At 73.4% G+C, this 18436-nt stretch carries 16 protein-coding genes; 2 read left to right on the top strand and 14 right to left on the bottom strand.

Going from position 1 to position 18436, the window contains the following annotated elements:
* Positions 1–15: 15 nt before the first annotated feature.
* Complete coding sequence (locus HS048_RS16120) at positions 16–210, top strand: CsbD family protein (RefSeq protein ID WP_068893990.1); 195 nt, start codon at positions 16–18, stop codon at positions 208–210.
* A 129-nt stretch (positions 211–339) separates the two neighbouring features.
* On the opposite strand, the gene HS048_RS16115 is transcribed toward HS048_RS16120, so the two are convergent.
* Positions 340–774 (bottom strand): hypothetical protein, encoded by a 435-nt coding sequence (locus HS048_RS16115; RefSeq protein ID WP_068893991.1) that lies wholly within the window; start codon positions 772–774, stop codon positions 340–342.
* 115 nt (positions 775–889) lie between these two features.
* Between HS048_RS16115 and HS048_RS16110 the strand changes: the two genes are divergently transcribed.
* Positions 890–1474, top strand: a complete 585-nt coding sequence (locus tag HS048_RS16110; RefSeq protein ID WP_068893992.1) for a hemerythrin domain-containing protein — start codon at positions 890–892, stop codon at positions 1472–1474.
* Positions 1475–1567: 93 nt separating this feature from the next.
* Here the strand turns inward: HS048_RS16110 and HS048_RS16105 are convergent, their stop codons facing one another.
* The 13 genes from HS048_RS16105 to HS048_RS16045 form a co-directional block, all read right to left on the bottom strand.
* Positions 1568–2770: a hypothetical protein gene (locus HS048_RS16105; protein WP_196467348.1), complete on the bottom strand. Its 1203-nt coding sequence runs from the start codon at positions 2768–2770 to the stop codon at positions 1568–1570.
* Positions 2771–2923: 153 nt separating this feature from the next.
* Positions 2924–3706 (bottom strand): polyphosphate kinase 2 family protein, encoded by a 783-nt coding sequence (locus tag HS048_RS16100; RefSeq protein ID WP_068893994.1) that lies wholly within the window; start codon positions 3704–3706, stop codon positions 2924–2926.
* 20 nt (positions 3707–3726) lie between these two features.
* Positions 3727–4170, bottom strand: a complete 444-nt coding sequence (locus HS048_RS16095; RefSeq protein WP_307832500.1) for a protease inhibitor I42 family protein — start codon at positions 4168–4170, stop codon at positions 3727–3729.
* Positions 4171–4236: 66 nt separating this feature from the next.
* Positions 4237–4866 (bottom strand): ATP/GTP-binding protein, encoded by a 630-nt coding sequence (locus tag HS048_RS16090; protein WP_196467347.1) that lies wholly within the window; start codon positions 4864–4866, stop codon positions 4237–4239.
* A complete protein-coding gene (locus HS048_RS16085) occupies positions 4847–5233 on the bottom strand; it encodes a DUF742 domain-containing protein (protein ID WP_068893997.1) in 387 nt (128 codons plus the stop codon). Before HS048_RS16085 ends, HS048_RS16090 begins: the two co-directional genes overlap by 20 nt.
* A complete protein-coding gene (locus HS048_RS16080) occupies positions 5230–5661 on the bottom strand; it encodes a roadblock/LC7 domain-containing protein (protein WP_068893998.1) in 432 nt (143 codons plus the stop codon). The genes HS048_RS16085 and HS048_RS16080 overlap by 4 nt, the downstream gene beginning before the upstream one ends.
* Before the next feature lie 70 nt (positions 5662–5731).
* A complete protein-coding gene (locus tag HS048_RS16075; protein ID WP_196467346.1) occupies positions 5732–8242 on the bottom strand; it encodes a sensor histidine kinase in 2511 nt (836 codons plus the stop codon).
* Between the two features lie 222 nt (positions 8243–8464).
* Positions 8465–10249, bottom strand: coding sequence for a terpene cyclase/mutase family protein (locus HS048_RS16070; protein WP_230880845.1), 1785 nt, complete (start codon positions 10247–10249; stop codon positions 8465–8467).
* Complete coding sequence (locus HS048_RS16065; RefSeq protein ID WP_307832499.1) at positions 10246–11127, bottom strand: terpene synthase family protein; 882 nt, start codon at positions 11125–11127, stop codon at positions 10246–10248. Before HS048_RS16065 ends, HS048_RS16070 begins: the two co-directional genes overlap by 4 nt.
* Positions 11124–12509 (bottom strand): cytochrome P450, encoded by a 1386-nt coding sequence (locus HS048_RS16060; protein ID WP_196467345.1) that lies wholly within the window; start codon positions 12507–12509, stop codon positions 11124–11126. The genes HS048_RS16065 and HS048_RS16060 overlap by 4 nt, the downstream gene beginning before the upstream one ends.
* Positions 12510–12868: 359 nt before the next feature.
* Positions 12869–13846, bottom strand: coding sequence for a methylmalonyl Co-A mutase-associated GTPase MeaB (meaB, locus tag HS048_RS16055; protein ID WP_068894001.1), 978 nt, complete (start codon positions 13844–13846; stop codon positions 12869–12871).
* A complete protein-coding gene (scpA, locus tag HS048_RS16050) occupies positions 13836–16019 on the bottom strand; it encodes a methylmalonyl-CoA mutase (protein WP_196467344.1) in 2184 nt (727 codons plus the stop codon). The genes meaB and scpA overlap by 11 nt, the downstream gene beginning before the upstream one ends.
* Entirely contained in the window at positions 16016–18055 is a 2040-nt protein-coding gene (locus tag HS048_RS16045; protein WP_196467343.1) for a methylmalonyl-CoA mutase family protein, read from the bottom strand. Before HS048_RS16045 ends, scpA begins: the two co-directional genes overlap by 4 nt.
* Between the last annotated feature and the right edge of the window lie 381 nt (positions 18056–18436).

Here is an 18436-nt window from a genome sequence, read left to right as displayed (position 1 = left end):
TACGGAGGGACGATCATGGGCACCGATGACAAGATCTCCAACAAGGCCGAGGAGCTCAAGGGCCGGGCCAAGGAGAACGTGGGATACGCCACCGGCGACGAGGAACTGCGCGCCGAGGGCCGGGCCGACCAGGCCGAGGGCAACCTCAAGCAGGCGGGCGAGAAGGTGAAGGACGCCGGCAAGAAGATCAAGGACGCTTTCAAGAGCTGACGTGCCGGGAGCGACGCGGCGGAGGACGGGACCGACCGTCCTCCGCCGCTTCCGCTTCTACTCCCACGCAGATGTTCGCTTTCGCGCCTGTTTCCCTGCCCGGCCGTCACCCGGCCGCCCGCACCGCGCTCATCGCCGCCCGGCGGGCCTCCGGGCGGCGCTCCTCCGGCCCGCGCGGCGGCGCGACCACAGCAGGATCCACGCGGCCTCCGCCGCCGCGTCGAGCAGGTAGGTGGCCCGGATGCGCCCCCTGGGCACGTAGACCAGGTCGATCGCCAGGAGGGTCGCCGCCGTGGCGATCCCCACCCGCCGGGCGTGCTCACGGCCCTCCGGGGTGCCCGCGCCCCGCAACTGGGACCAGCCCACCCCGACCAGCAGCCCGGCCACCGTACGGACCAGCCAGTCGTCCTCCTTCGGGCCGAAGACCTTCTCGAAACTCGGCAGGTGGACCAGCGGCCACACCCCCGACGCAACGTTGAACGCCCCGTGGCAGCGCGCCGCCCACGGTGTGCCCGTCCCCTGCGCCCGGTCGCGCCCCGCACCCGCTTCCACGTCTTCTCCCATGCGTGGCCGTTGCCCCGCCCATCGCGGGGCAAACGCCCCCGGGCAGGGGCGCGGCGGCGGCCTGGTTTCGGCCCGCGGACACGGGTAGGCCACCGGTACACGAAGGGAGAACGACATGACAGAGCACCGGACGGTGCCCGAACTGATGGAAGAGAACGACGTCGTCGACCTGCTGATCCGGCAGCACGCGCTGATCAGGGACATGTTCGACGAGGTCGAGAAGGCGTCCGGCGCCGAACGGGGCGAGGCGTTCCAGCGGCTGGTCCGGATGCTGGCCGTGCACGAGACGGCCGAGGAGGAGATCGTGCACCCCTACGCCCGCCGCAAGCTGGAGGGCGGGGACGCGGTGGTGGACGACCGCCTGGCCGAGGAGCACGAGGCCAAGAAGCTCCTGATGGAGATGGACAAGGCGGGCCCCGAGGACTCCCGGTTCATGACGAACCTGGCCGTGCTGCGGGCCTCCGTGCTCGCCCACGCCAGGAGCGAGGAGCGCTACGAGTTCACCCAGCTGCGCGCCCGCACCAGCCCGACCGAGCGCCGGGCGATGGCCGCCGGGCTGAAGGCCGCCGAGGCGATGGCCCCCACCCACCCCCACCCCGGTGTCGAGTCGGCGACCAAGAACCTGCTGATCGGCACCCCGGTGGCGATGATGGACCGGGTCCGCGACGCCATCCGCAACGCGATGGGCAAGGACGGCTGAGCCCGCCCCGCACACCGTACGGCCCGCACCCACTCGGAAGGGGTGCGGGCCGTACGGTGTGCGGGGCGCCGGGCGGGCGCCCGCGACCGGCGCCTACCTGATGCCGCGGAGGCTGGCGACCGGGTGCTCGCCCTCCGTCTGGTGGCGGTACTCCCGGCCGGACTTGGCGCGGTTCTCGTCGATGACGAGCTCGCTCGGCGGCTTCTCCCCGCCGTGGATGGACGCCTGCAGCTTCTCGAACCGCTCGTGCATCTCCTGCACGTAGCCGGTGCCGATCGTGGTGTAGTCGATCTGCGTGGCCAGCAGCTCGCGCACGTACTCCTTGTTCGGCTCGAAGGTCACCGGGGCCGGCAGGTACGGGGCCACGACCGCCTCGGGGTCGCGGCCGTCGTGCCGCTTGAACAGCTCGGCGGCGATGCGCAGGTGCTCCAGCTCCATGTTGAGGTGGAGCTCCCAGACCGCCTTCACCTTCGGGTCGGACTCGGTCTCCATGAACGAGTGGTACAGGTAGCACTCGTTGTACTCGTGGTTGAGCAGCATCTCCCACCACGTCTCCCCCGGGTCCACCAGGGACTCGTAGTGGGTGACGTGCTCCTCCTCGATGAGCCCGATCTCCTGGTAGAGCTGGCGGGCGATCGGCTCCATGTAGGTCGGGCCGACGTTCATGTAGAAGTTCATGGTCTGCTGCTCGGCCGCCATGATCGTCAGGGCGTGCAGCTTCGAGATCGGCTCGGTGACGCTCCTGTCGTACGGCGCGCGCACGTTGTCGATCGGATGGCGGTGGTGCAGGTAGGTCGGGCGGCCGGGCATGACCTCGGTCAGCCCGTCGACGATCTTCTCCGCCCTGCGGTGCTCGATCATCTCGAACAGGTTGGCGTAGCGGTACAGGTGGTCGAAGTCCTCCAGCACACCGAACTGGTAGGCCTGCTTGAGGTAGGGGTCCGGTTCCATCCGCGCGACCCACGCGGTCAGGTCCACCGCGACCTGCTCGTAGGCCAGCGTGGTCTCCAGCACCGAGGCCAGTCCCGGCAGCAGCCAGTTGACGACCTTCTGCTGCTGGGCCTCGATGTAGCGGACCTCGGCCAGCTGCTGCTTGACCAGCGGATCCGGGCAGTGCCTGGCGAACTGGTGGCTGAACATGACCGCCTCGACCTCGATGCCGTTCATCGCGATGATGCGGCACCGGGTGTAGGGATCGGAGTGGTCGGGGTCGATCGGGTCGACGTTCAGCTCACGCCAGTTGCGCAGCTGCCGGTCCAGCGGGATTCCCCGCTCCTGCAACGGATTGAAGGTCATTCGCCTCTCCTCGTTCGGTGGCCGTAGGCGTGGACCGGCTGCCCTACCCGCTCGTTCCGCGAGCAACCCGGCCTCATCCGCCACCTTCCCCGGACTGCCCCTCCCCCCTGGTCGCGGCAGGAAAAATCATCGTCAACCGCGCGTTCCGCCCGGTCAGTCCTGGTCGGTCGAGCCGGGGGCCGGGTCGCTCAGGTCGTAGCCGCGGGCCGACAGCTCGGCCTCGACCGCCGCGCACACCGTCTCCACCACCGTGACCCGGGCCAGGCGCTTGTCGTCACCGGGCACGATGTGCCAGGGGCCGTCCGGGTGGTCGGTGCGCTCCAGCATCTCCTCAACCGCGATCTCGTACTGCGGGCGCTTCTCCCGGTTGCGCCAGTCCTCGGCGGTGAGCTTCCAGGCGCGCAGCGGGTCGTCGGCCCGGTCCTGGAAGCGCCGGAGCTGCTCCTCCTCCGAGACGTGCATCCAGAACTTGACGAGGATCATGCCCTCGGCGGCGAGGGTCCGCTCGAACTCCACGATCTCGCCGTAGGCCCGCCGCCACTGCTCCTCGGTGGCGAAGCCCTCGACCCGCTCCACCAGCACCCGCCCGTACCAGGACCGGTCGAGCACCGCCATGCCGCCCCAGCCCGGCAGGACGGGCCAGAACCGCCACAGGAAGTGGTGGCGCTTCTCGTCGTAGGTCGGGGCGGCGAACTGGGCGACCCGCACGTGCCGCGGGTCGAGCGGGCGGACCAGCCGCTTGATCGCACCGCCCTTGCCGGAGGCGTCCCAGCCCTCGAAGACGACGCAGAGCGGCGGGCCGATGCGCTTGTCGCCGATCTGCCCGCCGAGCATGAGGCGCAGTCTCAGCAGGCGGTGCAGCGCGGCGTCGAGCCGCTCGGACGCCTCCTTCTTGTGCAGTCTCCGGGACAGGTCGATCTCAGCCAGTCGGTTCATGCCTCCCAGACTGGCACGCCTCAGCGCACGGTGATCCGGAAGGTCGCCTCGCCGGAGAGGCGGCGGCTCTGCTCGTCGGCCGGTACCCGGTCCACCGCGCAGCGCCAGCAGTTGGAGAGGGTGACGGCGGTCGTGCCGGGTCGCTTGGCGTTGAAGACGAAGTAGCGGGTGCCGCCCCCGCCGGTGGTGCCGGGCTCGCCCTCGTGCTCGTACTCGTCGCTGATGAACGAGGCCACGGCCACGTCGGGCAGCGCCTCCATCCGCCAGCTGTCCCCGACGGAGGCGTTCTCGTCCACCGCGAGGGAGAAGCGCTGGCCGGGGGCGACCTCGACCTGGACGGTCGTGCCGATCCGCCCCGCGGTCACCTTCCCGTGGTCGCTGACGGCGGAGCCCGCCGCGCAGCCGGCGACCGGCAGCGCGACCAGCGCGATCAGCGTCAGGGCCGTCCCTGTTCGAAACCTCACGCGGGCCAGGGTACCGAGCGGAGGCGCCGGGAGCTGATCCGTCCCCGCCCGGGTGGACGCGTTTCCCTACCGGGTGGTCGCCGGTCCTCCCGGATCCGCAGCCGGGGCACGGCCGAGGCGGACCTTCATCGCATGCTCCACCAGGGTGATCAGGATCTCCTTGCCCGACTGCCGCCTGCGCGCGTCCCCGAGCACGATCGGGACGTCCTCGGGGAGGGTCAGCCCGAGCCGCACCTCGTCCAGGTCGTAGCGGCGGGCGCCGTCGAAGCAGTTCACCGCGACGATGAAGGGCGTGTCCCGCCGCTCGAAGTAGTCCAGCGACGGGAAGCAGTCGGCCAGCCTGCGCGTGTCGGCCAGCACGACCGCGCCCATCGCGCCGAGCGCCAGCTCGTCCCAGAGGAACCAGAACCGCTCCTGCCCGGGGGTGCCGAACAGGTAGAGCCGGTAGGCGTCGCCGATGGTGATGCGGCCGAAGTCCATCGCGACGGTCGTGGTGCCCTTGCCCTCCACGCCGGACAGGTCGTCGATCCCGACCCCGCGGTCGGTCAGCGTCTCCTCGGTGCGCAGCGGCTCGATCTCGGAGACGGCGCCGACCAGGGTGGTCTTGCCCGCGCCGAACCCGCCCGCGACCAGGATCTTGATCGCCCTGGGCAGCACGGCCTGCCCGGCGTCGCGGCTAGAGCGCACGGAGTCCATCCAGCACCGCCTGATACAGGCTCTCGTCGTTCATGTCCGTCTCCGTCTGGGGTTCCTGCAGGGTGATGTAGCCCTGGTCGAGCAGGTCGCTGAGCAGTACGCGGACGGTGCCCGCCGGCAGGTCGACGTGCGCGGCGATCTCCGCCACCGACTGCGGCTGGGCGCAGAGCCGCGCGATGGCCAGGCACTCCGGCCCGAGTTCCGTCTCCCCCGGCGTGACGGGCCGGAGGGTCACCGCCAGCGTGATGAGGTCGAACCGGCCGCGGGCGGGTTCGGTCCGGCCCCGGGTCAGGACGTACGGCCGGACGATCGGGCCCGCCTCGTCGTCGACCCACTGGACGTCGGGGTGCTCGTCGTGGGGACTCATCCGGCGGCGTCGCCCTTGGCCGGGGCGCCCGCAGTCCGGGCGGGAGAGGTGAGGTACTGGCCGACGCGGGTGACGAGCATGGCCATCTCGTAGGCGACCAGGCCGACGTCGGCCTCGTGCGTGCAGAGCACCGCCAGGCAGGCGCCCTGCCCGGCCGCGGAGACGACGAGGTAGGCCGAGCGCATCTCGATGATGGTCTGGCGCACCGCTCCGCCGCCGACCCGGTCGCTGACCCCCCTGCCCAGGCTCTGGATCGCCGATCCCACCGCGGCCAGGTGCTCGGCGTCGGCCGGGCTCAGCCCCGCCGAGGCGGCCATGAGCAGGCCGTCGGTGGAGAAGACGATGCCGTTCTCCGCTTCGGCCACGCGTGTGACCAGGTCGTCCAGCAACCAGGCCAGGTCGGTGACGGATCCTGTTCCCTGCACCACTTGTCGTCCTCTCTTCGCCGTTCGGGCTCCGGCACCCGCGGGCACGCGTGGATCACGGTCGTCGCCGGGTTCACCCGGACGGTCGGTCTCCGTCCGCGGGTCCCCCGTCCCCGGCGAGCAGCTGCGCGGCGTCGGACCGGCCCCGGCGCGTCCCCGCCTGGAAGGAGGAGAAGGCGGCCCGGATCTCCTCGGGGGAACGCTCGCCGTCCTCCGCGGGCCGCTCCGGCTCCGGGAGCGGGTCGTCCTCGCGCAGCGGCACGGCGAGGTGGGTCTGGGGGACCCGGCGCGGCAGGCCGCCCGGGGTGTGGCTGGTGTCGGGCGGCGGCAGGATCGAGGGCGAGGAGGAGCCGGAGACCGCGGCGCCCGCGCCGCCCTTCGTCCGCCCGGAGACCGGCGCGCCCGCTTCGGCCTCCGCCCGCCCGGAGGCCGGCGCCTTCCCCTCGGTCCCCGCCCGTCCGGCTGCGACCGCGTCCGCCCCGGGGTCCTCCCGGGAGGCGCTCGGCTCTCCCCGTGCTCCCGCCGGCCCGGGGGAGGTCGCGCTCTCCGGCGGGCCGGTCTCCCGCACGGGCGCCACGGCGACGGCTGCGCCGGCCGGGCCCGCGGTCCCGGCACGGGGGAAGGCCTCCGCCCGGGTCGCCGGGACGGCCCCGGCACGGGCCGCCGGGACGCTCACGCCGCCGGAGTCCTCGGACCCCGCGCCCTGGACGACGAGTCCCTGCGGGATCAGCACCACGACGGTGGTGCCGCCGTACGGCGAGGCCTTGAACGTCACCCGGACGCCGTGCCGTTCGGCGAGCCTGCTGACGACGTACAGGCCCAGCCGGGCGTTGCCCGCCAGCTTGAGCTCGGGCGGGTTGGCGATCCGCTCGTTGGCGGAGGCGATGTCCTCCTCGCTCATGCCCAGGCCCCGGTCCTCGATCTCGATGGCGTAGCCGTGGGCCACGCTGTGCCCGACTACCTTCACCGTCGTGTAGGGCGGGGAGAAGGAGGCCGCGTTCTCGACCAGCTCGGCCACGAGGTGGATGACGTCGCCGACGGCCCGCCCGTCCAGCGACGCCTCCCCCATGGGGAGCACGTCGACCCGGGTGTAGTCCTCGATCTCCGCCAGCGCTCCGCGCACCACGTCGAGCATGGGCACCGGGTCCCGCCAGGCGCGGCCGGGGGCGGCCCCGGCCAGGACGAGGAGGTTCTCCGCGTAGCGGCGCATGCGGGTCGCCAGGTGGTCCAGCCGGAACAGGTCGCGCAGTTCCTGCGGGTCCTGCTCGCGCCGTTCCATGGTGTCGAGGACGGTCAGCTGGCGGTGCACGAGGCCCTGGGTCCGGCGGGCGAGGTTGCGCAGGATGTCGGCGATGTCGCGGCGGAGCTGGGCCTGCTCGACCGCGACCTTGATCGCGGTCCGCTGGACGGCGTTGAACGCCTGGCCGACCTGCCCGATCTGGTCGTCGCCGAACTGCAGCGGCGGGGCCTCGGCCGCGATGTCCACCTCCTCGCCGTGGCCGATCCGGTCCACCACGCCGGGCAGCCGCTTGTCGGCCAGCTCCCAGGCGGCGACCCGCAGCTTCTCGAGCTGCTGGATCAGGGCGCGGGCCGTGGTGATGGACAGGACCACCGAGGCGATGACGGCGATGAGCCCCAGACCGCCGGCGAGCGCGAGCCGCACGACGACGCCGGCGGCGACCGGGGTGGCGCGCTCGACCAGGCCGTCGCCGGCCTTCACCACGGTCTCCCAGGTCTTCGACCGCACGGTCTGCGCGGCGGCGCTCCACTGCGCGAGGTCGACCTGTCCGCTGCGCTCCGCCTGCCGGCTCCGGGACAGGAGGTCCTCGATCGTGCGCAGCCTGGTGAAGTCGTCCGTCGCGGCCAGTCTGCGGTAGGCCTCGCGGTCGGCCGGGGGCAGTTCCGCCACCGCCTGGGCGGTGAGGAAGCGCTGCGCCCCGACGGTCCGCGCGAACAGCAGCCGCTCCTCCTCGGTGAACCCGCCCGCCACCAGGGCGCCGGAGGCCAGGGCGTCCTCCTGCGAGACCAGCTCCACGGCCCGGCTCAGCCCGATGAGCGTGCGGGTGTCCCGGGCGAGCGCCTCGTCGTCCAGCGTGGCCATCGAGTCGTAGGCGGAGTAGACCGCTTCGACGATCTCACCGAACGCCGCGGCGGCGCGGGTCCGGTCGATCCGGCCTTCGTCGACCGTCTTGCGGAGGACCGCCAGCCCGTCCACCCGGTCGGAGACCACGCCGAGCCTCCGCCACAGCTCCTCGCTCGCCGCCAGCTCCACCCCCGTGGCGGAGGAGAGCTCGCGCAGGGCGGCCGCGGCCGCGTCCGTGCGGCCGCGCTGGATCTTCAGCGCCTCACGCCGCTGGGGGCCGCCGCCCGGGTCTCCCAGCGCGAGCGTCGAGAGCCGGCGCTCGGTCTGCAGCTCGACGACGAGCCGCTCGCTCGGCTCGGCCACGCCGGAGTTCAGCGTCGCCACGCCCAGCATGTTCAGACCGTCACGGACGGTGACCCACGCGGTGAACGCCCAGAGGGCCGCGAGCGACAGCAGCAGTGCCGTGACCTTGGTCCGCAGACGCGCATTGCGCAAGCGCATGACACCACCCTGGGGAAATGAAAAGAAATCGCATTAAATTTCACGGCGATAGACGCGTGAATCCACAGAGGCCGTAAGACCGAAGTGGCGGGGCACAGCCCATCGCACCCGCCGAACCCTAGCAACGTCGGTAATTACACTCAAGGCGGCCTCGGCCACATGTAACCGTCTGTCCCCTTTAGGACCCTAACTGTCGCCAGTAAATATAAACCATAACAGCTGTCATGGCCGTCTTGCAGAGGTTCGCCCCGAAGCCAGGAACCCGTCGGCGAGGTGCAGCGCGCCCAGGACGGCCGCCCGGACGATCGCCGCCGGAAAGTACAGGTCCTTGTCGTGCCAGAGCCGCGGCCCCTCCTCCCCGTCTGCGGCGTCCGACAGGAAGCGGTGGCCGCGCGCCACCGCCTCCGCCGTCTCCGCGGGCGCGTCCCCGCCCTCCGGGAGGGTCAGCAGGAGGGTCTGCAGTGCGTAGGCGGTCTCCTCGGCCGTGCCCTCCCACCGCCCCCAGGACCCGTCCGCGTGCTGGCCGGCCAGCACCCAGCGCACGGCCCGGTCCACCGCCCGCGCCGACTCCGCGCCGCCGAACTCGTGCAACGCGAGCGCGCAGCAGGCCGTGGCGTAGTACGGCGAGGCGTGCCAGCGGTCCAGCCAGCTCCCCTCCTCGCTCTGGCAGCCGCGCAGCCGCGCCGACACCTTCCGCACCGCGGCCGCGTAACGTGCCGCCGGACGGCCCGCCGGAGCCGGGAGCGCCGTCGCGGTGAAAGGGGTCTCAGAGACCTCGGAGACCTCGGAGGACGTGGCGCCTCCGGTGACGGAGGTGCGGGCGGTCGCGCGCAGGTAGGCGCCGAAGGCGTCGAGCACGTGCGCGTTCGTGGTCGGGGAGAAGCCCTCCTCCCCCTGCCAGGTGCAGAAGTGGGTCTCCAGTTCGTACGGCCAGAGCCCGTCCGGCTCGCGCGGCTCGCCGAGCAGGGTCAGCGCGTACAGCGCGACGGAGGTGGTGTCCGCGTCCTGCGGGAGGCCCGGCCCGGCGGCGACGCCCTCCGGGCCCAGTCCCTCCCGCAGGCTCGCCGCCAGCTCCGCCGGGACGTCCACCGGCACGCCGGCCCGGCGCAGCCAGCTCAGCGTCCAGCCCCGCTCGAACACGGTGACGGGGATCGCGCACGGCACCGGCCCGCCGGAGCCGGCCACGACCGCCTCCAGGTAGCGCCGCACCCCGGCCGCGGCGCGGAGCCGTCCCGGGTCGTCAGCGGCCCGCACCGCGCCCAGCCACGCCGCGCCGGCCGCGGGCGAGGCCCCGACGGACGCCACACCCGGACCGACCGGGGTGGGGACGATCTCCGCGGCGGCCGCCGCGGGACCCGCGACCTCCAGCGCGTGGACCAGCTTGCGCGGGACCCGCCCGCCCGCCTCCAGCCAGGCCCGGACCGCGGAGAGCCTGGAGCCGTCCATGCCCGCCGGAAGGCCCGGACCCCCCTCCGTGCCCGCCCGGTCCGGGACCGCGCCCTGCGGATCCACCCCGTCCGGGCGCCCCTGCGCCAGATGGCCGTCGATCAGGGAGACCAGGGAGGGAACGATCAGCTCGATCGCCGGCATGTCGGGCAGCGGGGGTCCGTCCGGGCCCGACCAGCGCCGGGCCGCCTCCAGTCCCCGGCGGACGGCCCCGGCCAGTACGACCGGGTCCGCGCAGGGGGACGGGCGCCGCAGCTCCGCCAGGAGCGCCTCGGTCGCGCTCAGCGTCGGGACGAGCGCGTACCCGCCCTCGGGGCGGCCCCAGCCGCCGTCCGCCCGCTGGGCGGTGACCAGGAAGGCGACCCGCTCGGCGTGGCCGGCCAGCCAGGGGGCGAGGCTCACCACGCGTCCGGTCTCGTAGACCGACGGGGACACCTGCCCCCACGGCCGGGCCAGCAGACCGGCGACCAGCTCGCGCGCCCCGGCGGCCGGATCAGCCGCGCCGCCGGTCGCGCACGTTCCCGGGAGCAGGGCCGTACTCGCGTTCACGTCGACGGTCAAAGGGTCCCCCAGTAGTCGCCCACCCGGTAGAACCCGGCGCAGAAGTCCATCTGCCGCTCCAGGTAGCCCGCCAGTCCCGGCTGGGCCTCCCGCAGCGGCTCGATCAGTTCCCGGCTCCGGGCCGCGAGCTCGGTGATCCGCCGCTCCACCGTGGCGCGGGTGACGTCGAGCAGGAGGGCGTTGAGGTCGCCCCAGGCGACGTCCCGTTCGTAGGTGCCCAGGTCGTTGAGGAGGCGGATGACCCGCTGCACGGCGCGGCCCGCCTCCCGCACCCGGTCGACGTCCGCGACCGCGTCCCGGTCCGAGACGTGGATCCAGTGGGCGGCGAACACGAAGGAGAAGCCGAGGTTGTCGGCGTTGCCGAGGTACTCCTCGAACGTCGGGACCGTCTTGTCCGCCTTCCAGCGCCACTCGGCGAGCATTCCGTCCAGCATCCGCTCCAGCTCGTCCCGCCAGACCGGCCCGAGCTCGGGGAAGGCGGGGGAGGAGGCGAGCTCGTCCCGAATGTCGGCGAGCATGCGGGCCAGGTCGTCGCCGTCGGCCGGGGGGGCCCCGCCGGCCGCCTCCAGGCACCGCCGGGCGATCTCCTCGACCTCCTGCGGCGAGGCGGCGACGTAGTCGACGAGCCAGTCCAGGCCGAACGCCCACAGGGAGGCCTTGTTCGCCATGCGCAGCTGCCCGGCGGTGAGCCACGGCCCGCTGAAGGCCATGGCGAGTGAGAGCGTGCTGTACAGGGCGGCGTCGAACGGCTTGGCGGAGAACAGGCCGGGGTAGGTCTCGGCCCACTGCCGCATCTCGCGCTGCGAGCGCCCGGCCACGGCGGAGGCCGCGCCGCACTCCACGGCGGACGAGCGGGAACGGCCGGCGGGCGCGCTCACCGGGCCCCTCCCCCGGCGAGGTCCCGGGCGAAGCGGATGCCCAGCTCGATCCGCCGGCGGGGGCGCAGCGAGGCGGCCCGGGCGGGGATGAACGGTCCCGGGGTGCGCACGTCCAGCCGGAACCGGCTGAGGACGCCCGCGACGATGAGCGGCGCCTCGACGTGGAACAGGTGCTCGCCCAGGCACTTGTGCGGGCCGCCCCCGAAGGGGAAGTAGGCGTACCGGTGCCGGCGTTCCTGCTTGCCGGGCGCGAACCGCTCGGGGTCGAACTCCAGCGGGTCGTCCCAGAACCCGTCCAGCCGGTGCGAGGCGAAGGGGGTGATCAGCACCGTCGAACCGCGCCTGACCGGCACGCCGCCGATCTCCGCGTCCTCCATGACCATCCGGGGGAAGATCCAGCCCGCCGGGTACAGGCGCAGGGTCTCCTGCAGGACCATGCGGGTGTAGTGCAGCCGGGCGATGTGCCCGGGGCGGGCGGGACCCTCGCCCACCACCTCGTCGATCTCGGCCTGCAGCCGGGCCGCGACCCCGGGGTGGGCGTCCAGCAGCAGCCAGAGCCAGGCGATGACCATCGCGGTGGTCTCCGACGAGGCCGCGTAGACGCTCACCAGGGCGTCGCGGATCTGCCGGTCGGTGAACCTCCCGCCCTTGTCGTCGGTGGACCGGCAGAGCACGGAGATGATGTCGTCGCCCTCCCCGGGATCGGCCATCGACCTGCGGACCACCGGGAAGACCACGTCGTCGATCTGCCGGACGGCCCTGAGGAAGGCCCGGTCGCGGGGCACCCGGACGAAGTACGGCATGAACGGCATGAGCACGCGGTAGCCGATCGAGTGGGCCGCGATGTCGTAGGCGGGGATGAGGCGCTCGCCGTCCGCGCGGCTCAGCTTGTCCCCGAACAGCACCCGGTTGACGATGAAGCTCACGATGCCCGACATCTCCGCCACTGCGTCGACGGTCCGCCCCGTCCGGGCGTGCTCCGCCCACTCCTCGACCCTGTCGGTGACGCGCCGCGCCACCTCGTCGGCGATCGTGGCGACGTACCGGGCGGTGAACAGCGGCTGGAGGGTGGCGCGACTGTTCTGCCAGACCTCGCCCTCGCTCATGATGCCGGTCCCGAAGAGGCGGCGCAGGGGCCGCCAGAACATGCCCTCGCGCTGGTAGTTCTCCCACCGGGTGCGCATCACCTGCTGGACGTGGTCGGGATGGGTGACCAGGTACGGCCGGAACGGCCCCAGCTCCAGCCGGACGACCTCTCCCCCGGCCTCCCGCGCGAACTCGGCGAGAGCGCTCACCGGGTCGTGCACCAGCCTCGGCAGCGCCCGGCGCATCGGAACGGATCTCACCCGCCGGGAAGGCCCGGCGTCCACGTCGATCGGCACTGCCTGTCTCCCACCTGCGCGATGCAGTCCGCGGTGTCCAGCGGTACGGCGACGGCAGATGCGGAGACGGCGGTCGGCGCCCGGCGCTCGCTGCACGGACACGGATCGGACCCGGCCCACGCCCGTCTCGCCGTTCACCTTCTTTCAGACGCTGCACATTCAAAGCGGATCGCATCGCGACATTTGTAATTCTCGGGACGAAGTATCACATGATCGACTACCATCGATCAAGTTCGCCTCCGCCCTGAAATCTCCCCAAACCGACAGAAGCGTGACTTTAACCACGGGTCACCAGAAACGCCTTAATTGACGGTCCGACCTGTCTCCGCACGTCACGCACGGTGAGGGCATCCGCACGGTCAGGGCCGGGGGCCGCCCTCCGCGAAGACGTCCAGGATGCGGTCGGCGGCCAGCGCCGGGGTGAGGGAGCCGTCCAGGACCGCGCGCTCGACCTCTCCCGCGACCGCCGCCACACCCGGGTGGTCGTGCAGCCTCCGCAGGAGGCGGTCGGTCACCAGCGCCCAGGTCCAGCCGACCTGCTGGCGCCGCCGCCGGTCGGCGAGCTCGCCCGACGCCTCCAGGGCGTCCCGGTGGGCGGCCAGCTGCCGCCAGAGCTCCGCCAGGCCGGTTCCGGTGAGCCCGCTGCAGGTCAGCACGGGGACCGTGCGCTCGGTGCGGAGCAGCCGCAGCGCCCCGGCCAGTTCCCTGGCGGCCCTGCGGGCGTCCTGCTCGTGCGGGCCGTCGGCCTTGTTGACCGCGATCACGTCGGCCAGCTCCAGCACGCCCTTCTTGATGCCCTGGAGCTGGTCCCCGGTCCTGGCGAGCGCCAGCAGCAGGAAGGTGTCCACCATGTCGGCGACGGCGGTCTCCGACTGCCCGACGCCCACGGTCTCCACGAGCACGACGTCGTATCCGGCCGCCTCGACGACGACCATGGCCTCACGGGTCGCCTTGGCCACCCCGCCCAGGGTCCCGGAGGTGGGCGAGGGGCGGATGAAGGCGTTCTCGTCGGCGGCCAGCCGGGCCATCCGCGTCTTGTCGCCGAGCACGCTCCCGCCGGTCCGGGTGGACGACGGGTCGACGGCGAGCACCGCCACCCGGTGGCCCAGCCCGGTCAGGTGGGTGCCGAGCGCGTCGATGAAGGTGGACTTGCCCACGCCGGGCACCCCCGAGACGCCGACCCTGCGGGCCTTGCCGGCCAGCGGGGTCAGCTCGACCAGCAGCCGCTGCGCCAGCTCCCGGTGGTCGGCCCGGGTGGACTCCACGAGGGTGACGGCCCGGCCGATCCAGCGGCGCGAACCGGACCGCACCCCGTGGAGGTAGTCGTCAAGACGCATGGCCGAGCCGGGCCGACAGGTCCTCCAGCAGGGTCAACGCGGCGTCGGCGACGACGGTGCCCGGCGGGAAGATCGCCGAGGCGCCGGCGGCCCGCAGCTCGTCGAAGTCGCCGGGCGGGATGACGCCCCCCACGACGATCATGACGTCCTCGGCGTCCAGGCCGGCCAGGGCCGCCCGCAGCGCGGGCACCAGCGTCAGGTGCCCGGCCGCCAGCGAGGAGACGCCGACCACGTGCACGTCGGCCTCGACCGCCTGGCGGGCCACCTCCTCGGGCGTCTGGAACAGCGGGCCGACGTCCACGTCGAAGCCGAGGTCGGCGAAGGCGGTGGCGATCACCTTCTGTCCGCGGTCGTGGCCGTCCTGGCCCATCTTGGCGACCAGGATGCGCGGCCTGCGCCCCTCGGCCTTCTCGAACCGCTCGCACGCGGCGCGCACCGCCTCCACGCCCGAGCCCACCTCCTCGCGGTACACCCCGGAGATCGTGCGGATCTGCCCGGCGTGGCGGCCGAAGACCTTCTCCAGCGCGTCGGAGATCTCCCCGACCGTCGCCTTGGCCCGCGCCGCCGCCACCGCCAGCTCCAGCAGGTTGGCGTCCCCCGCCGCGCCCGCCGTCAGCGCCGCCAGCGCGTCCTCCACCGCCCGCGGGTCGCGCTCGGCGCGCAGCCGCCGGAGCTTGTCCAGCTGGCTGGCCCGCACGGCGGTGTTGTCGACCTTGAGCACCTCGATGGGCTCGTCGGCGTCCGGGCGGTACTTGTTGACGCCGATGACCGGCTGCCGCCCGGAGTCGATGCGCGCCTGGGTGCGGGCCGCGGCCTCCTCGATGCGGAGCTTGGGCAGCCCGGCGTCGATCGCCCTGGCCATGCCCCCGGCCGCCTCGACCTCCTGGATGTGCCCCCACGCCCGCTCGGCCAGCTCCTGGGTGAGCCGCTCGACGTAGTAGGAGCCGCCCCACGGGTCGATCACCCGGCAGGTGCCCGACTCCTGCTGCAGCAGCAGCTGGGTGTTGCGGGCGATCCGCGCGGAGAAGTCGCTCGGCAGGGCCAGCGCCTCGTCCAGCGCGTTGGTGTGCAGCGACTGGGTGTGGCCCTGGGTGGCGGCCATCGCCTCCACGCAGGTGCGCACCACGTTGTTGAACACGTCCTGGGCGGTCAGCGACCAGCCCGAGGTCTGCGAGTGGGTGCGCAGGGACAGCGACTTGGGGTTCTTCGCGCCGAAGCCCGCCACCAGCCGCGCCCAGAGCAGCCGGGCGGCCCGCAGCTTGGCGATCTCCATGAAGAAGTTCATCCCGATGCACCAGAAGAACGACAGCCGCGGCGCGAACCGGTCGACGTCCAGCCCGGCCGCCACCCCGGCGCGCAGGTACTCCACGCCGTCGGCGAGGGTGTAGGCCAGCTCCAGGTCGCAGGTGGCCCCGGCCTCCTGGATGTGGTAGCCGGAGATCGAGATCGAGTTGAACTTCGGCATCCGCTCGCTGGTGTAGGCGAAGATGTCGGAGATGATCCGCATCGACGGCGCCGGCGGGTAGATGTAGGTGTTGCGGACCATGAACTCCTTGAGGATGTCGTTCTGGATGGTCCCGGCCAGCTGCCCGGGCTCCACCCCCTGCTCCTCGGCGGCCACGATGTACAGCGCCAGGATCGGCAGCACCGCGCCGTTCATGGTCATCGACACGCTCATCCGGTCCAGCGGGATCCCGTCGAACAGCTGCCGCATGTCGTAGATCGAGTCGATCGCCACACCCGCCATGCCGACGTCGCCCGCCACCCGCGGGTGGTCGGAGTCGTAACCCCGGTGGGTGGCCAGGTCGAAGGCGACCGACAGGCCCTTCTGCCCGGCGGCCAGGTTGCGCCGGTAGAACGCGTTGGACTCCTCGGCGGTGGAGAACCCGGCGTACTGCCGGACGGTCCACGGCTGGTTGACGTACATCGTCGGGTACGGCCCGCGCAGGTACGGCGCGATCCCCGGATAGGTGTGCGGGAAGTCCAGGCCCGCGGTGTCGGCGGCGGTGTAGAGCGGCTTGACCGCGATGCCCTCCGGGGTCTCCCACACCAGGTCGGCGGGCTCCTGCCCGGTCGCCCGGCGTACGGCCCGCGCCCAGGCGGCCGGGTCCGGCCCGTCCTGCGCCGCGGCCCCGCCCGCCAGGTCGATCTGCGAGAAGTCGGGAATCGTCATCGGGTCTCTCCCCGCTCGTCGGGAGCCGTCACGGGACCGCCGCCGGCGGCCGGGTCCGTCCCCGGGCCGCCGGAGTCCGCCGGGCCGTCCGGAGCGGTCCGGCCCACCCCCAGGTCGCCGAAGGTCTCGCGGAGCACGGCGAGGGCGTCGCACCCGGCGTACAGGTTGCCGTCCACGTTCGGGTGGTCCCCTCTGCCCGCCAGCCAGACCCGCTTCGCCCCGGCCCCGGCCAGCGCGGCGGCGACCGCCTCGGCGTGCTCGCCGTACAGCTTGTCGCCGGAGCACAGGCAGGCGACCCGGGCGCCGCTCGCGGTGAACGCGGCGGCGATCTCGCCCGGGTCGGTCAGCGGGCCGCAGGAGACGGTGGCCAGGCCGCCCGCCTGGAACAGGTTGGCGGCGAACGAGGCGCGCGCGGTGTGCGCGGCGACCGGGCCGATCGTGGCCAGGAAGACGACCGGGCGGGTCTCCTGGGCGTCGGCCAGGTCGCGCAGCGCCTCGAACTCCCGGGCGTGGTGCACGACCGGCAGCCCTCCCGCACCGGCGGGCGCGGCGGGCCGGGGTGTGCGCTCCGGGAGCCGCTCGTCCAGGTTCGGGAACTCGCTGACGCCGGTGATCGGGAACCGGCGGCGGGCGATGTCCGCCGCGCGCCGCTCCCGGGTCGCGGCCAGCCGGTCGGCGACCAGGCCCGACTCCAGCGCCCGGGCCATGCCGCCGGCGCGCTCGATCTCCTGGAACCACGCCCAGGCCCGCTCGGCCAGGTCGGCGGTGAGCCGCTCGGTGTAGAAGGAGCCGCCGGCCGGGTCGGTCACCCGGGCCACGTGCGCCTCCTCGACCAGCAGCGCGTGGGTGTTGCGCGCGATGCGGCGGGAGAAGGCGTCGGGCAGGCCCAGCCGGGCGTCGAACGGCTGCACGGTCACCGCGTCGGCGCCGCCGACCCCGGCGGCGAAGCAGGCCAGGGTGGTGCGGAGCATGTTCACCCACGGATCGCGGGCGGTCATCATCGCCGAGGAGGTGACCGCGTGCTGCAGCTGCGCGGCCAGGGTGCGCCCCGGGTCCGCCGGATCGGGCTCGGGGCCCGCCCCGCACGCCTCGGCCACCCGCGCCCACAGGCGCCGGGCGGCGCGGAGCTTGGCGATCGTGAGGAACTGGTCGGCGGTGGCCGCGTAGCGGAACTCCAGTTGCCCGAACGCCTGCTCCAGGCCCAGCCCGCCGCCGGTCAGCGCCCGCAGGTAGGCCACCCCGGTCGCCAGCGAGCAGCCCAGCTCCTCGGCGTCGCCGCCGCCCGCGTCGTGGTACGGCGTCGCGTCCACCACCAGCGCCCGCAGCCCCGGGAACTCCGCCGCGCACCTGCGGGCCAGCCCGGCGGCCTCCTCCATCGCGGCGTCCGCGCGGACGTCCGCCGCCGTACCCGCCGTACCCGCCGGGTCCGCCGTACCCGCCGTGCCTGAGCGGGCGTCCGCCGCCGCATCCGTCCCCGTGCGCGCCGCGCTCCCGGTACGGGCGCGCAGGCCCAGCGGGTCGGCGCCGAGGTTCCCGGTGAGCCCGGCGGCGGCTCCGGAGTCCGCCGCCCGCCGGGCCGCGATCGCCAGCAGCGCCTCGGCCGCCTCCCCGGTCCGCTCCCCCGCCTCCAGGACGACCGAGATCAGCTCCAGGTGGACCCGTTCCAGCACCCGCGGCAGGTCCTCGGGGGCCAGGGCCAGCCAGAGGGAGGTGACGCCGTTCTCCAGGTCGGCCAGGACCGCCTCGGGATCGGCGGCCTCGTGCCGCTGCCGGACGTCCCAGCCGCCGCGTACCGGGCGGGCGCCCCGCAGGTAGGGGGCGGCTCCCGGCAGGCCGGGGTCGCCGGGCAGGTCGGCGGCGTCGTACAGGGGCGCGACGGTCACGCCGTCGTAGGTCGTCGAGGCCAGCGCCTCCTCCGGGGAGGACGCCTGCACCCCCGACTTGCGCAGGACCCCGAGCGCCAGCTCCCGCCACTCGTCGCGGGTGGGCGGCGGGAGGTCCGCGGCCGGCCGGAGCTCCTCAGGTGGGACGGTCATGCAGGGGATAGTATGCGTTCGCCCGCCCGGGCACCGCCCCTAACCTCGGGCGCTCACGGTGGATCTCGCCGCGCTTGATCATCTATATGAGAAGAGCTCCGGTTGCGTCCACGGCAGTGGTGCAAGGGTTTCCCCAGCTGACAGGCGCGCCGCCGGACGTGGGGACGGCGATCGCCCGCCTGCGGGTCCTGCCTGCGCCGACCCGACCGGCGGAAAACCCGTGCCCGCCACGGGCAGGAAAGACCAACGGGCCGGTGGAACCCCGCCCACCCGGCGCGGCAGCCGGGTGATCGCGTTCGATGTAGGCGCCCTTTCGGTCGTCCCCGGCTCCCTCTTCTGTCCGGACAGGTGGATGACTCATATCAGCACCCTTTGTTAGCA

The sequence above is a fragment of the Planomonospora sp. ID91781 genome (assembly GCF_015711595.1).
GTDB lineage: Bacteria > Actinomycetota > Actinomycetes > Streptosporangiales > Streptosporangiaceae > Planomonospora > Planomonospora parontospora.
The sequence above is the reverse complement of the archived record's forward strand: the minus strand, read 5'-3'. Positions and strand labels throughout refer to the sequence as shown.

What these genes read in the sequence shown, in the direction of transcription:
- HS048_RS16100 (WP_068893994.1), bottom strand. Translation starts at nt 3,706, where the DNA reads ATGAACCGACTGGCTGAGATCGACCTGTCCCGGAGACTGCACAAGAAG.
- meaB (WP_068894001.1), bottom strand. Translation starts at nt 13,846, where the DNA reads ATGCGTCTTGACGACTACCTCCACGGGGTGCGGTCCGGTTCGCGCCGC.
- HS048_RS16075 (WP_196467346.1), bottom strand. Translation starts at nt 8,242, where the DNA reads ATGCGCTTGCGCAATGCGCGTCTGCGGACCAAGGTCACGGCACTGCTG.
- HS048_RS16120 (WP_068893990.1), top strand. Translation starts at nt 16, where the DNA reads ATGGGCACCGATGACAAGATCTCCAACAAGGCCGAGGAGCTCAAGGGC.
- HS048_RS16105 (WP_196467348.1), bottom strand. Translation starts at nt 2,770, where the DNA reads ATGACCTTCAATCCGTTGCAGGAGCGGGGAATCCCGCTGGACCGGCAG.
- HS048_RS16090 (WP_196467347.1), bottom strand. Translation starts at nt 4,866, where the DNA reads ATGGACTCCGTGCGCTCTAGCCGCGACGCCGGGCAGGCCGTGCTGCCC.
- HS048_RS16110 (WP_068893992.1), top strand. Translation starts at nt 890, where the DNA reads ATGACAGAGCACCGGACGGTGCCCGAACTGATGGAAGAGAACGACGTC.
- HS048_RS16115 (WP_068893991.1), bottom strand. Translation starts at nt 774, where the DNA reads ATGGGAGAAGACGTGGAAGCGGGTGCGGGGCGCGACCGGGCGCAGGGG.
- scpA (WP_196467344.1), bottom strand. Translation starts at nt 16,019, where the DNA reads ATGACGATTCCCGACTTCTCGCAGATCGACCTGGCGGGCGGGGCCGCG.
- HS048_RS16045 (WP_196467343.1), bottom strand. Translation starts at nt 18,055, where the DNA reads ATGACCGTCCCACCTGAGGAGCTCCGGCCGGCCGCGGACCTCCCGCCG.
- HS048_RS16085 (WP_068893997.1), bottom strand. Translation starts at nt 5,233, where the DNA reads ATGAGTCCCCACGACGAGCACCCCGACGTCCAGTGGGTCGACGACGAG.